Genomic DNA, 15,201 nt, shown 5'->3' with positions numbered 1-15,201 from the left:
GGCTTGTGAAGCTCAAGGTCCATAGGGACGATTTCGATGTCATCTGCGGTTAACTCAGCAACCGCCTCGGCCTCTTCACCCAGATCTCTAAAGCTCATGATCTTATGGTCTTTGATCTTATCCGAGTGTCTTCTAAGTGATTTTTTTACTCTCTCTATGGCAAGGTCCATAGCAGCATATACATCTTTATCTACTTGTGAAATAATGATCGTATTTTTATCTTTAAGGTTAATAATGAACTCTGTGACAAACCCTTTTTTCCCATTTTTCTCACTGGCTGAGATCACAGTACTTGCAGAAATAATGTCTAAGTGATATTTTTCCAGGCTATCCATAGCTGCTTCCGCATAGGTTTTGATAGGCTCAGTAAGTTCGAAATGTCTTCCCGTTATACTTTTGTTCATAATATATCCTTAATATTAGAGTATAGATATATCGCTATATCCATACTTAATTCTAACTTAAGATACTTAATGAAAGGTAAATAGAAAGAGGATTAAAATTCTTCTTGTCCTATAACATAGGCATAACCAGTTTCACGAGAGATATTGATATCAATCGGTTCCCCTGGAAAAGCATTTTCCGCACTGAAAGTTAGAATACAATCTTCATTGACATAGCTATCGTAGTCATTTGTAGCAGTAGAAACTCCCCTAAAAGGGCGACCTAGATTATCAAATGCAATATGCAGAGTGGTCGTAGCTGTACCGGCAGCATTTCCGCATCCGTCAGTGATTTCTATACTCGTAATGCCATATTTTTTATTCAGAAAAATATCGGGACTTTCATCTGCTTGAGGGGTGGCTGAATTGTTATAGATATATTTTCCATTGATAGGATCAATAGCAGCTTCTATTTTGTCAATGTTCCCTTCACGGTTCATATCAGAGCCTATAGTGTAATGATCTCCATCACTAGAAAATCTTATAGTCCAAAGTGATTTTTGCCAATCATTGATAAAAGGATTGGTCTTATCGTCATTGAGCGCCAAATGCTGCGTATAGCGGATGGCAGAGAGTATATTGTCTGCGGCTTCCTGTCTTATGTCACGATCCATTCTCGGCAATGCCAACGCAGCGAGTATCCCTAATACAACGATGACAAAGACAAGTTCCATCATAGTAAAAGCTTTTCTGTGTTTAAGTAAAGTTCTCATATTTTTTGCAAGCTCCTTCTATGGTAAGTGATCTCCGCACCATCTGGATGATCCAGGTCTTTATGTTTGACAAAAACATCCACGATGATACTGAGGGGAGATTTTTCAGTGACTACAGTATTGCTTAGGGTTCTGCAGCTACCATGCAAGTTTGCATCTCCGATATAAGAGATGTTGACATCAATATTGTAGAGGTATGTACCGTCCCCGAGATCTCCATAGTTCCCGCTAATGTTATTGAGACAGTTAGCAGTGTTGTGCTCATTTGCCGTGGCTGCCATGATGGCATACTCTGTGTAGCTTTTTGCCAGAAGGACGGACTGTTCATGCTGGAACTGTGCAGTCGTTCCCTTGACCATTTTACCTGAAAGGTTTATGATGAAGGCAGCGACAGTTGCCATAAGAACGATGATGAAGATCGCCGTTAACATTGAAAATGCTTTTCTCATTAGAATACCGCCTTTTCTTTACAAGCTGTGATGTTTACATCTTCGCTGATGGGTTCCTGTTTACACATCTTGAATCGGATGGTCCGTCCTGCACCCATAAACTTAAAAGTACTGACATCTTTCATAATGAGTGACCTGGAAGCTGTATCCGGAATGGCAATTGCAGGTGTAGGAATAAAATTATAATACAAATATAGATCATTATTCTCTACCACCAATGCATAAGAACTCCATGCAAGTTTATAGTGTTCTACTATTTTTGATGCATTATCATCGAGGGTAATCGTTTGACCCGTTCCTGTAGCAATGTGATGTACAGTATTGTACCCAGGAAAATAAATGGCTGCATCAGCTATTGTTTTTCCATTCGAGAGTGTTCCGATGATCGTATTCGTCAAATCCAGATCAGAACCAGGTGTAGAGAGTGAAGTTTTTGTCGTGAGATTGCTGTCAATATCACAAAAGCCGCTCCAGCCAGGTGTAGCAGCTGCACTGAAACTGTCAGTATCACTCCCCACCCATTGTAGACCTATGTAATCATCACCAGTACCAGTTAGGGCAGACTCAATCGGTTCATAGCTATCATCATTTTTTATCCGATAGACGGTTCCAGGTATCGCTGAAGACAGTCTGTTTGCTATCTGTGTAGCGGCCAGTTCGGTTTTAAGAGTAGCCCGGTGTTCTGCTCTTTGGACGATGTAACTCTCATAGACCTTGACGATCATCTCTGAACCTATGGAAGCCACGATACCGAGTATGACGATGACAAAGACAAGTTCAAGCATACTGAAGGCAGGCGTAAGTCGATAATGTTTCATATTAGAATTCCCTCTCTTCAAGTTTGTACCCACCGATGTTGCAGCTGAAGCCACGCAGTATGATCTCTTTTTCAAGTTCTTCCGCACCGCTGTTGCTGGTCACTGTAACGGTGATCGATTTGATATTGCTTGTATCTCCTGCATCTGCGAATGAGGGATCAAAGGTGATAGTGGACTGATCATAATCGGCGGTATCATCACTATAGATAACGTCTCTGGCAATAGTAATGTTTGTTTCTACATATTCAGCCACTGATGTTCCTTCTGGGGTAAGGGCGAGGTTTGTGCTAGAATCTGCAAAATCATCAATATCATCCTCTTCTGTATCGTCTGCATCGTCCCCGATTGCAGAGGCACTGATATTTTGATCTCCATCAGAACGTATAAAGGTACGGTAACTTTCTACCGGTGTTCCCAGACGACGACCTGTAGGGTCTACTTCTGCTAACTCAGCATCCCCATTTACTACTAAAATAGGGTCAATATACCTTTCATCCGCATCATTCTCATCCCAGTGATAGCCCATGATCATATTGACCTGGGATGCCGCTTCGTTGATGGCTTCCTGCTGGATGGCAACAAAGCCGCTTTTTGCTGCGGTGCTGACGAGCTGAGGCGCTGACATCAGTATGATACCCATGATCACGATGGCAAAGATCAATTCCAGCATGGCAATAGCAGGGCGCATTACTTTAGTTTTTAACATCATCTACCATCCTAGTCGTCTATTTTTCTTGGTACTTGTTTCGCTTTCAACTACATGGCCTGTATCGCCATGGCCCGCCCAGCCGCTTTCATCTATGAAACGGACACGGTAGAATGGAACCGGTATCTCATTTTTGTCTCTGTTATAGATGAGCCACTTGTCCGTATTTGGTGGAGCAACAAAGGTAATATCAACATCCAGAGGACGTGTAGTACCAGCATTTGCAGAAACCCTCACATCAGGGGTATTCACACCGTCAATGAAGTTGATAGGGAAAGGCGATGCGTCTGAAAGTTCAACATTGGCTCCGGTACTTGCATTCAAGGTGATATCTCCATCACCCTGATCTGTCACATGCCCGCGTGAAAGATACCAGTCATATTCATCTGTCTGCCTGAATGTCCCATTGGTTATGTTGTATACAGCGCCACACGTTACAGGGTCCTGATCACAATAGACCACCATTGAGATCGGGGTGTCTACAAAGTCTTCAGTGACATCATCATACAAATATTGAGAAGGTTTGGCTCTTCCATACACGAAAGTGACATTATGGTCAAGGATCTTGTCCCCAAATATTTTATGATCGTTTGTGAGATCTGCATAGATATTGGTCGGGGTATTGCTATTGATGGCATGCGTAATATTGAAATCTTTAAACTCTATATATCTGGGATTGAGTGTTTTATTGTAGTCACGTTTGAAATTATAGCCCAGGTCCATCGAGATAGACCCATTCATCTCTTTGACAAAGAACTCTTCTTCTTGAAGAATTTTGAATGGTGTACTATTATTAGTGTCTGTTCCTACTTCAAAGTGATTATCTAAGACATAGCCTGAAACAGGAACAGGTCTATAAATTTCTGTTTCATCATACGTATGATGATCTTTCAGACTGTATGAGAGGTATGGTTCTTGATCTGTTGCAGGCTCGGGACTGTTGTAAATAAAGTTCAGACTCATATTCACATCATCCGCATAACAGCCGTCGACGAAGTTGGTAAGAAGAACATCGTTATATCCAGCTGCAAAGAATCTGCCGTTCATATTGTAGCTCATATCTTTATTGTCTATATCCAGTGTTGGAGGGGTATTGATGTAGACAAAAGGTGCATGCGTATTGCTTCTTGTGTAGGGACCTATCTGAGGTTGAACCCCGGTAAGATTGAAATCATAAGGATAGATCATGGTGTTAATATCCGTATATTCAGTAACAGTACCATTATTTCGGGTATGTTTACTCTTAATATCACATCCGCTCACGTTCGTGATCGTACCACCATCTATTCCGGCACTTGCACCCTCCAAAGGAACATGCGATGAATCCACTACACAGTCCCTTGCATTATCCCCAGTAACAAAATACTCATCGACATCACCATGTATAGGGTGTATATAGTGATGTGCCAGTAGTTCTGGCTCATGATCATTACGGGTCCAATCTCTATCCAGGATCGTAAGATTGTATTCCCCTATCTGATCGTTAGAAAGATTGTTCTCCATCAGCCCGTTGATGAACTTCATGCTTTTATTGTGGTCACGGGTATCATTACAATTATTTGGGTTGATACTGCTGTTCGCATTCCAGACAAAACTGAAATGCTTATCTGCGGTTGCATTGGTTTCCGAAAACGTTTGACCGTAACCTGGGGTATTGTGATCATTTAAATAGTTGGTTGCATTGACATCCACTTTATACTGGTATCCTGCAGCGATGTTGATCCTGCTATTATCTACATTGGTTTTGATGTGACTTTGTGTTACAGGTGATACCTGAGATTGGTCACTGAGTGAAACCCTGAAACTTTCAGGCCTTATAGCAAAATTGTCTCGGGAACAGAGGTAACGTGTGTTGTATCCATAGAGACATTCCATACAAGTGGCAACTTCCGTTTGGGTCAGATTGTTACCATCGTTACTGCATGCAACAGAAACAAGCGATGTTATTGTATTGTTTTGAGGATTTTTTACTTCCTGTTTACAACTGGAGATATCTTGTACCAGTGCTTCAAAGTTATCTATCCTGAGGCCCTGGTCCGTTTTTATTAAACGTATGAGCTCTTCACCATCTTTCAGGGCATTATAAACAACCCTGAAAGCAACATTTTCTCTGGCACTGCTATAGAAGTCCCCCGGTAGTGAAATAGGAGGCGTACCGTCCAAACTTGGATATATCTGATCTGAAATTGAACCATTTTCGATAGCTTCTTGTATCGTCGCTGCATTAAAGGGAATATGTGTTGTGTCGGTTCCTGTTTCTGTCCCTGTGAAATCAAGCCATATACGAGGCGATATGGCACGGTCCTCGTCAGCACATGATTCATAGATGTCATCGTAAAGGACCTCTATGAGTTCAACCCCAACGATAGTAGAAACAGGATTTGTTGTGAAAACATCATCCACTTTGTATGAAACGACTTCGAAATTATCTGCGCGATTGGCAGTTTGGGTTGGAAGATTGTAGGTTCGGTCTTCTCCATTTGCAGTAGGACCATTTAAAGAATCAAGCTCCACATTGAATATACTATAGGCTGGAGAATATCCGGTCTGCATACTCTCACATGGTCCTATGTCTCCCAGGTTGAAGGTATGCGAAGTCATGACATACGTATCTCCTATCGGTACAGCAAGTTCATAGGCTATTGTTGCATTGATCGATAAATTCAAATCACTGACTTTAGGTACAAGCTGGTACCGGATGGTGAATTTGTCCATAGTAGGTATGTCACCCACATCAATTTCGTTTATATATGTAGGACTGGTATCCAGTTCAATGTTAGGGATATATTCAAATTCGAATACTCTGGCTTCCTTTACCAAGATGCCATCTGCTTCATAGGCCGCCTGTGAAACATTGATATCTGTAATGTCCACCACAGCATTTTCTGCCAATCTATAACCAGTCACAGTACCCAAATTTCTAATCAGAAGATTTATGTCAATAGGAGTCCCCACTGTTACGGTGTCTACCAGACCCGGTGGTTCTGTTATATTTAAAGGTGTTGCTCCCTGAGAGTAAGAATAGTCATAACAGAAGTCAGGTCTATTATAATCATCTTCAGTTAGTCCGCTGACATCCACATCATAGTCAATAGTAAGGTCATAGTTTTTACCATTACTATTATAGATCTTGATAAAATAAACCTCATATCTTTCAACGGTTATGGTGGGGGACACATGCGTTGTACTTTGGTCCGTGCCACTGTATATATTGCTGATATTGACATCATCACAGCCTGTTCCGACCAACATAGAAGCCACTTTGTTACCAGCGGGATCAGTGTTTTGCCATGTAATGGTTATAGTACCGTTAGCAGGAACTGTGAATTGATAATAGTCCGGGGTAGCAGAACTATTTTCAAACGTTCCTGTAACGATATTTATTCCATTGGAAATGTTTATGTCTTGAGTAGTATTACAGTCATTATTAGGCTCATCTTCAACTATAGCTAGCGCCTGTGTTGTCATAAGTGGAGAGAAAAGAATAACAAAAAATAGTAGTTTGGACAGATTGGTTAAATGCTTCATGATAACACCTTATAATATAATCCTCAAGAATAGTATTGAGTAAAACTAGATTCGTATCTACATCTGAAAGTGGTGAATTTTAAGCGTTATCGCTTACTTTTTTGGTAGCCCGGCTATCTCTTGAGAGACCCGTAGCTTTCCGTCCCTGTCTCGCAACAGGTTTGGCTTTTTCAAAATGTAAAACTCGGGCTAAAGAATATCATATCTAAGATAAATTTACAATTATATATAATAATATGAAATAAATATCGCGATTTTTTATAATTTATACGCATGTAATACGATTTTTACATACTTTGAGCTATGATATATAGTATTTAGATTTTAAGTAGGGAAAAATATGAAGTTGAAAAAGAGTATGTTAGCAGGTATGGTGTTGGCCGTATCATTTTTATTTGTAGGATGCGGAGATGAAAAAGAAGTGGCGGAATTTAACAAGCCGGCACTCTACTGGTACCAGAAGATAGCCAGCAGCATTACCCGCGGAGATCTGGACAAGGCTGATGCCTATTATATCTCTCTTAAAAGTGAACATATGCGTTCACCGCTGATGCCTACAGCACTGATGATACTTGCGCATGCCCATATGAACGAAGAAGAGTATCTGCTTGCAAACTATTATCTGGATGAATATAACAAGCGTTTCGGTGAAACGGAAAGCCGCGAATATACAGACTTTATGAAACTCAAAGCATCATTTTTGGGCATCAAAGATGTTTATAAGGACCAAAAGCTTATTATGGACAGCATTGCGCAGGCAAAAACGTACATTCATCGTTATCCCGGGTCTGCGTATGCACCGCTTGTTAATACAATGCTGATAAGATTGCATATGAGCCAATATCTGCTTAATGAGAATATCGCAGCACTGTATGACCGCACCGGAAAGCCTGATGCGGCAAAAATTTACAGAGACAAGAACAAAGGCTCTGTGGTAGAAATGGCTGATATTACACCGCCTGAAAAAGGCATCATAGGTCACGTCTTTGATTAACCTTTGATATGCAGTGCACCAAAGCACACTCCTCAGGGGGTATTCATGCCCGATCTGCCTAGAGAACACTATGAAATTAACTATTATTTAAAGGAACAATATGATGCAACTTAGCGATTATGATGCATTTCCCACCACACTACCGATCGTTGTCGAGGATGAACTTTTTCTTTATCCTTTTATGATCAGTCCTATTTTTCTTACCGACCAGAAAGATATAGATGCAGCCACCGATGCAATGGAAAACAACTCCTTGCTGTTCGTTGCTTCATCAATGCCGGGGAAAGAAGGCAAACATGATTTTGACTCTATCTATAAAGTAGGGGTGATCGGATCGATCATGCGTAAGGTCCATATACCCGATGGCAGGGTCAAGATACTTTTCCAGGGACTTTCACGCGGAAAGATCCTTGAAGCCAAAGAGGGTGCTTTCAACCGTGCCCTCATCGATGTGGTCAACCTGGAAAGCTATAACAAGCTCAAAGTAGATGCCTTGATGGACATACTCAGGGACAAAGTGAAATCGCTTTCGGCATTGAACAGTCAGATACCTGCGGACCTTGTGCGTACGATTGAAGAGAATGATGAACCGAACCGTATCGCAGACCTTGTCTCGTCCATGTTGAAACTGGACAAAGAGGTGGCCTACACCCTTTATATCGAACTGAACATTGAAAAACGTCTGCTGGGGCTGATCGATATCGTGACCTCCGAGATAGAGTCTGCCAAAGTACAGCGTGAGATACGCACGAAGGTACACACGAAGATCGAACAGACCAATAAAGAGTATTTCCTCAAAGAACAGCTCAAAGAGATCCAGCATGAGCTGGGTATGGATACCCAAAGAGAGGAAGAGATAGCTATTTTTAGAGAAAAAGTAGCTGCATTGAAGCCTCATATGCAGGAAGATGCCTTCAAAGAGATCAGCAAGCAGCTGGACCGCTTTGCGCGTATGCACCCTGACTCTGCAGATGCCAATGTGCTCCAGAGTTATTTGGAGTGGGTACTTGAACTTCCCTTCGGAAAGCTGACGAAGAAAAACCTCAGTGTCAAGGATGTCTCGCGTGAGCTCGACAAGGACCACTACTCGCTTGAAAAACCTAAAGAGCGTATCGTAGAGTTCTTCTCGGTCAGAGAACTGGCTGAACTTCGCGGTGTCAAACAGAAAGATGCAGGTGGTGTGATACTCTGTTTTGCAGGACCTCCGGGCGTGGGAAAAACGTCATTAGCCAACTCGATCGCTACGGCATTGGGAAGACCGCTTGTGCGTATAGCACTGGGCGGGCTTGAAGATGTGAATGAGCTTAGAGGCCATAGAAGAACGTACGTCGGCGCGATGCCGGGGCGTCTGGTACAGGGGCTCATTGAGGCAAAAAGCATGGACCCGGTCATCGTACTGGATGAGATAGACAAAGTAGGGCGCAGTATGCGGGGTGATCCGACTGCCGCACTGCTTGAGATACTTGATCCGGAGCAGAACAGCAAATACAGGGATTATTATCTGAATTTCAATATCGACCTGAGCAAAGCGATCTTTATCGCTACCGCCAACGATGTGGGGCGTATCCCTGCACCGCTTCGTGACAGGATGGAGTTCATAGGGCTTAACTCCTATACCCCTAAAGAGAAGTTCGAGATCGCAAAACGCTACCTGATACCACAGGAACTGAAAAAACATGCGCTGAAAAACAGAGAGTTTTCCATTTCCGATAAAGCACTTAAAATACTGATCGACGAATATACCAGAGAGGCCGGTGTACGAAATCTACGTCGGAGAATTGCAGGGCTGATGCGAAAAAGTGCAAGACAGCTTCTGGAAGATAAGACCAAAGAGTCGATCAGCATCACAAGAAAGAACCTGGAGAAGTTCACGGACAAAAAAGTCTTTGAGATATCTCAGGTAGACAGTAACCCTCAGGTCGGGATCGTGAGTGGCTTGGCATGGACCGCCGTAGGCGGGGATGTCCTGACGATAGAGGCGATCAAGATCAAGGGCAAAGGAGGCTTCCAGCTTACCGGAAGTCTGGGTGATGTCATGAAAGAGTCTGCCCGTATCGCCTTTTCAGTCGTGAAGATACTGATAGACAACGGAACGCTGCCTATTCCTTCTTCGATCATTCCTCAGAGTGCGAAAGAGAGAGAAGAGAACATTCCTGTAGACGCAAGCGAAGTGTATAAACGATATGATCTGCATGTCCACGTACCCGAAGGTGCCACACCTAAAGACGGACCGAGTGCAGGTATCGCTATGGTCAGTGCTATTGCTTCCATTTTGAGCGGTCAAAAGATAGACAACAAGATCGCGATGACAGGAGAGGTGACACTGACCGGGAAGGTCCTGCCGATAGGCGGATTGAAGGAAAAACTGATCGCTGCCTACAAAGCAGGGGTTGAAAAGGCTCTGATTCCGATGAAGAACTATGAACGTGATCTGGACGAGATACCAGAGGAAGTCAAAAGTCATGTAAAAGTGATCGGTGTGACGCATGTCAATGAAGTGCTTAAAGAGATATTTGTAAAATAGGAAGCGTGTAAGGTTTGAGCAGCTTGAAAGCTGCCTCAAGCGAAAAGACTAAGTAGAAACTAGTCCATCCACTGTGTGATCTTTTCAGCCAGCTGATCCTGCATCACAGGCTTGCGCAGGAAGTCATTCGCCCCATTGTCAAATACTTCTGTTTTGCGTGTATCATCTGTTGAGAGTACGATGACAGGTACGTGGGCATTTGACATGTCTGATCTGAAGATCTTAAGAAACTCTATTCCATCTACAACCGGCATCATGATATCTAACAGTATGAGATTTATTGCAGGGTCTTTTTTCAATTTATCCAACGCATCAGAACCATTTTCAGCTTCTACGATATCTGTGACATTCGGATTGTTCTTTAAATGGGTCTGCAACAGTTTTCTGTTGATGAAGTCATCATCGACTACAAGTACTTTTAGTGACATATTTTTTATCCTCTATATTTATTAATTATATTTGCTATATCTTCTTTAGAAGCTGTATTGGAGATGGTTTCACCTTTCTGTACGGTCACTTCTTGAGGCGTTTGGGTATTGCTTGCCGAAATTATAGCCACATTTTCATTTGACTGGCTGATGGTATCAGTGATCAGATCTGTATCCGTAAAGAGTATATCATAGCTGTCAGATGCCAGTTTGCTTTCAAGCATACCAAGGTCATCCAGGATATCATACTCCTGACCGAGGTTGTCCAATACTTTTGCCATGACCTTGCGTGACAACAGGTGTTTTTTGGCGATCAGTATCTTTTTCTCTTGTGGTGTTTCGATGAGGTCTTCTAGAGGTTCTTCAAAAGATTCTTCGAGATTCAGCTCCAGCGGTTCATCTGTCATATCGATCATTGCAACAGCCGTTTCTTCTTCTGCAGCTTCAGGAGCCGTCGTTTCAATCGTCGGCTCCTCTTTCTCGACTGCTTCATGCATTTGAGTGGTTGCTTTATGCGGCAAGAATTTGTTCAGTATGTACAGCAGTTCTGTCGTCTCGATCGGCTTGGTAATATACTCATCCATACCTTCAGCCAGGAATCTTTCTCTGTCACCTTTAAGGGCATTGGCTGTCAGTGCAACGATAGGGATATGTTCGACATTTTCATCTTCCTCATAATCAAGGATCTCATGTGTAGCTTCAATACCATCCATTACCGGCATTTGGATATCCATAAAGAGCAGGTCATACTCTCCGTTTCTTCTCTTCTCGAAGGACTCCAGACCATTGTTCGCAATATCCACAGTGATGCCATGCTCTTCAAGTATACGTCTAATAAGTTTCTGGTTAATGATATTGTCTTCTGTAACCAGTACTTTTGCATCAAACTTGGTTTCCTGTGCGGCCATCGCCTCTTGGATCAGTTGAGGCTCTACATTTACAGTATTGCTCAGTACGGTCTTTAGTTTGCTGAGTGTCACTGGTTTATAGACTACCTGTTTCTGGTCAATACCAAACGCTTCCACCTTCGCACGGCTTGAGATATTTGCCAGAATGATGAGCTTGGATTTGTCCATATGCCCGATCGCATCTATCATACTTTGCTTCGCTTTATCTATATCCACCCAGTAGTTCTTGCAAACATCTTTGCTGTCAAGGTCTTTGAGCTCACTGATGGATTCAAAATGCTCTACCTTTGGACCAAAGTATGCAAAGTATCTTTCAAGATAGGTATCCATTTTTGTTGGGATCTCCTGCTGATACTTGCCTATCGTGAGATCCGTATAGACGTTCATGTAGCTCGCTTCGGTCGAACCCACTTCTTCCAGCGGCAGGGAGAAGAAGAATGAAGTACCTTGGTCTTTGGCACTTTCGAGTTCAAGTTTTCCACCCATCAGCTCAACAAATTCACTTGAAATAGTAAGCCCCAGACCGGTACCACCGTACTTTCTTGTAACTGATACATCGGCCTGAGAGAACGCATCAAAGATACGCGACTGCTGGTCTTTTGTCATACCGATACCCGTATCTTTCACCGTGAACTTCACTCTCGGTACATCATTTTCATCTACAACTCTTAGAATTTCAAGGTCAACGCTTCCGCCATAACTTGTAAATTTGATCGCATTGGAGAGAAGGTTGATAATGATCTCTTTGATCTTGGTCGGGTCACCTTTAAGTTTTGGTGAAATAGTCGGATCCATATAGTAGTTAAGGTCGATGTTTTTCTCAGTGGCTGCAACTGCATAGGTTTCAACAGCACTTTCAAACTCTTCCGCTGCATCAAAGATGATATTTTCAATTTCGATCTTGTTGCTTTCGATCTTTGAAAGGTCAAGAATGTTGTTGATAATACTGAGAAGGTTCTCAGAACTCTTGTCAATGATCGAGAGGAATTCGCTTTGCTCATCTGTAAGTTTGGTGCTACGGAGTATCTCTGTAAATCCAACGATACCGTTGAGTGGTGTACGGATCTCATGTGACATGTTTGCAAGGAAAAGAGATTTTGCCTCATTGGCCTGCAAGGCTGTGAGTTTATCATTCTTTGCTTCTTCAACAAGGCTCTCAAGGAACTTATAGGCTTCTTTTGTACCTTCATGCGTATCAAGCTCGATGTTTTCGATAGCTAGCGAATCTGATGCAAGATAGTCCCCGCTGGCTTTCATTTCATCTACTGCTTTGTTGAGTACATCTTCAAGCTCTTTGATGTTTCTTGTAATATCTCTTGATGTGGTATATCCCAGGTAAGCCAAAATAAAACTCAGTATCCAGATAGCTGCCGCAATAGCAAGAAGCAGAAGCTGTTTTTCAAGATAGATATTACTTGTTTTCCATAATACGTCAGAAACGACCAGTTCTGCTTTTGAAAGCAGGGTGATCTTTTGTGTCTGAAGTGCAAACCAGTCTACAGCTTCCTCTGCATAGTCACCGTTATCCATATCGGTTTGCACTGCAGAGGATGTCATGGCAAGCTCATACATAGCCTCTTTTGCTTTTTCGTTATTGAACAGTTTCTGAATCTCATAACGTAACAGCGGATTGGCTATCTGTTTGACATCAAAGACATTGGCTCTGGTTTTAAAGGCATCCCACACAGCGATCTCATCAAATGAAAGTGAAGCTCTTTTGACCATGAAATAGGAAATAAAGTCTCTTTCCAGTGAGGCATTCTCTTTTGCTGTATAGAGCTGGACAAGTATATCGATCAGTGATGAGATCTCTGGATCGAGTGAATAGTTTTGAAGTATGAGCACTCTCTCCAGTACAGGTGTCGAGTACCCCTCGGTATAGGTGTTGAAAAAGACACTTTTAAAATCTACGGCTTCGCTGTCTATCTTCTCTCTGGCTGCGTTCAAATTGGCGATATTTGCGAAGAGTTTCTGGTAGCTGCTGTGGTCGATATGACTCTTTTCCTCCATCCATTCAAGGAGGAAAGGAAGATAGGCAGGCTTTTCCTGGATCACTTCATATTTGAGGTCTTCAAATGCATTGTCTAGTTTTTCTCTTTGTTTCCCGAGCGCATCAGCAAACTCTTGTTTGTCACTTCCAAGGAACAGGGCAGTGAGTCCGCGCTCCTGACCGATCTGTACAAGCGCTCTGTTCAAAGGGGCATTGTTGATCAGGGTTGTCTTGAGCGCATTTGCTTTTTCAAAGTTGACGTATGAAGTTACAAGAAAATAACTTGATAGAAGAATAAGCAGTGTGATCGGAACAAGCCCAATAAGTTTAAGTCTATTACGTATGGTCATCGTATATTTCCTTTTATTTAGCTAGTGCGTTTATTTGAATTTCAAAAGACAGGAAGTGGGCCCAATAGTCTTTGATATATGCTTCGAGCTTACTGACATCTTCACAGAACTGTATCTTGTAGAGTGTATCAGATAGTGGATTGATACGGAGGTTGCTTGATGCCCCTTTCAGCAGATGCCCTATCTTTTGGATGCTATCCAGATCACCTTCCTCATACGCTTTTAACATTTTCTCTGTCTCAACATGTGCCTGCTCTATAAAATCACGTACAAACTCTTCAATGAGGTCGATCGGCAAGGAGAGGTCATTTGCAGCCTCTTCCAATCGAAAATCAAAGTAAATAGGCTTGATACCCTCCAGGCTGATGCTCCCAAAGCCCTTTTCACTCTTTTCAGCGGCAGGTTCAGCTTCTTCTTTTGGTTCTTCTTCTAAACCAAACAGCTCCATTTCAGGCTCCATCTCAGGCTCTTTTTCAGGGGCTTGTGATGTGGTGATCCTTGAAAGTGCAGAGTAGAATGACCCTATAGCCTCTTGCTGCTTCTCTTCTGAAGCGGTATTGATCGAAGCGACCAAACCTGACATCATAGGAAGCTGCAGGAGATCACTAAGGTTTGTGAGCGTTCCAATGGCATCTGCACGTTTTTGTGCATCAGCACTTTTAAGGTCTTGTTCCAGTTCCAGTGCGGTATTGATATACTCATTGAGGAATGTATCATAGTCTTCTTCTGAAACGCCGATACGCTGGCTCACTTGTGCGATGTCTATAAGGATCTCTTCAGATCCATCGGTCACTGGCTGTACTTCAGCTGCCTCTTCCTCTTTTAAGGCAAAGTCCAGGTCCAGATCCAAGATATCCGTATCTTCACTTGGTGCCGGCGCTATCTCATCGATGCTCTCAGCTGTCTCCTCTGCGATACCCAGGTCAAGATCCATTAATGCTGTGTCCTCTTCAACCGCCTCGGTTTCCAGACCTGTTTCCTCCGTCTCTGGCTCGAGGGAGTACAGTTCCGTATCCAGGTCATGAGCAATGATATCCTCATCACTCTCTTCCGGTATACCTGTCTTGATATCTGACAGGAGGTCTTCGTTTCCTTCTTCCGGTCTCTTCAGATCGACCAGGGTCAGATGACCGAGCATACTTGAAAGAGAAACTTTAGACATAGGGTATGAGGTATCATTATCTTCCTCTGTGATGACAAGGTTCTCTTCGGAGGTATGATCGAACTTGGTTTTCCCCAGTGCAATGTTCAAATTCAATTGATCGATATGTGTCAATCCGCATAATTCCAATAAATCAGTATCAGCAGCTATGATCTGGTTCGTTTCGTTTAGTATAAAGTACATTGTAT

11 protein-coding genes and 1 riboswitch are annotated in these 15,201 nt (G+C 42.6%); of the genes, 2 read left to right on the top strand and 9 right to left on the bottom strand.

The window, feature by feature from the left end:
- The 6 genes from hpf to VIM88_RS09955 all read right to left on the bottom strand — a co-directional run.
- Window positions 1-404 (bottom strand): ribosome hibernation-promoting factor, HPF/YfiA family (hpf, locus tag VIM88_RS09980; RefSeq protein ID WP_331862744.1); only part of this gene is annotated, 404 nt, incomplete at its 3' end.
- Window positions 405-496: 92 nt separating this feature from the next.
- A complete protein-coding gene (locus VIM88_RS09975) occupies window positions 497-1,156 on the bottom strand; it encodes a pilus assembly FimT family protein (protein ID WP_331862743.1) in 660 nt (219 codons plus the stop codon).
- Complete coding sequence (locus tag VIM88_RS09970) at window positions 1,153-1,605, bottom strand: type II secretion system protein (RefSeq protein WP_331862742.1); 453 nt, start codon at window positions 1,603-1,605, stop codon at window positions 1,153-1,155. Before VIM88_RS09970 ends, VIM88_RS09975 begins: the two co-directional genes overlap by 4 nt.
- The gene (locus VIM88_RS09965) at window positions 1,605-2,423 is read right to left on the bottom strand and encodes a type II secretion system protein (protein ID WP_331862741.1); all 819 of its coding nucleotides are present in this window, start codon (window positions 2,421-2,423) and stop codon (window positions 1,605-1,607) included. The genes VIM88_RS09970 and VIM88_RS09965 overlap by 1 nt, the downstream gene beginning before the upstream one ends.
- Before the next feature lies 1 nt (window position 2,424).
- On the bottom strand, window positions 2,425-3,132 hold the full coding sequence (locus VIM88_RS09960) for a type II secretion system protein (RefSeq protein WP_331862740.1): 708 nt from the start codon (window positions 3,130-3,132) through the stop codon (window positions 2,425-2,427).
- Complete coding sequence (locus tag VIM88_RS09955) at window positions 3,133-6,381, bottom strand: hypothetical protein (RefSeq protein ID WP_331862739.1); 3,249 nt, start codon at window positions 6,379-6,381, stop codon at window positions 3,133-3,135. It lies immediately after the preceding gene.
- 376 nt (window positions 6,382-6,757) lie between these two features.
- A riboswitch (cyclic di-GMP riboswitch) is annotated at window positions 6,758-6,833 on the bottom strand.
- Window positions 6,834-6,997: 164 nt separating this feature from the next.
- Between VIM88_RS09955 and VIM88_RS09950 the strand changes: the two genes are divergently transcribed.
- Both VIM88_RS09950 and lon read left to right on the top strand, forming a co-directional pair.
- Window positions 6,998-7,651: an outer membrane protein assembly factor BamD gene (locus tag VIM88_RS09950; protein ID WP_331862738.1), complete on the top strand. Its 654-nt coding sequence runs from the start codon at window positions 6,998-7,000 to the stop codon at window positions 7,649-7,651.
- 103 nt (window positions 7,652-7,754) lie between these two features.
- A complete protein-coding gene (lon, locus tag VIM88_RS09945; protein WP_331862745.1) occupies window positions 7,755-10,175 on the top strand; it encodes an endopeptidase La in 2,421 nt (806 codons plus the stop codon).
- Window positions 10,176-10,234: 59 nt separating this feature from the next.
- Here the strand turns inward: lon and VIM88_RS09940 are convergent, their stop codons facing one another.
- Genes VIM88_RS09940 through VIM88_RS09930 form a run of 3 tightly spaced genes read right to left on the bottom strand, consistent with a single transcriptional unit; the run spans window position 10,235 to window position 15,196 of the window.
- Complete coding sequence (locus tag VIM88_RS09940; RefSeq protein ID WP_331862737.1) at window positions 10,235-10,603, bottom strand: response regulator; 369 nt, start codon at window positions 10,601-10,603, stop codon at window positions 10,235-10,237.
- A 5-nt stretch (window positions 10,604-10,608) separates the two neighbouring features.
- Window positions 10,609-13,851 (bottom strand): ATP-binding protein, encoded by a 3,243-nt coding sequence (locus VIM88_RS09935; RefSeq protein ID WP_331862736.1) that lies wholly within the window; start codon window positions 13,849-13,851, stop codon window positions 10,609-10,611.
- 13 nt (window positions 13,852-13,864) lie between these two features.
- Complete coding sequence (locus VIM88_RS09930) at window positions 13,865-15,196, bottom strand: hypothetical protein (RefSeq protein ID WP_331862735.1); 1,332 nt, start codon at window positions 15,194-15,196, stop codon at window positions 13,865-13,867.
- Window positions 15,197-15,201 lie beyond the last annotated feature (5 nt).

This window comes from Sulfurovum sp. (assembly GCF_036568385.1).
Taxonomy (GTDB): Bacteria; Campylobacterota; Campylobacteria; order Campylobacterales; family Sulfurovaceae; genus Sulfurovum.
The sequence above is the reverse complement of the archived record's forward strand: the minus strand, read 5'-3'. Positions and strand labels throughout refer to the sequence as shown.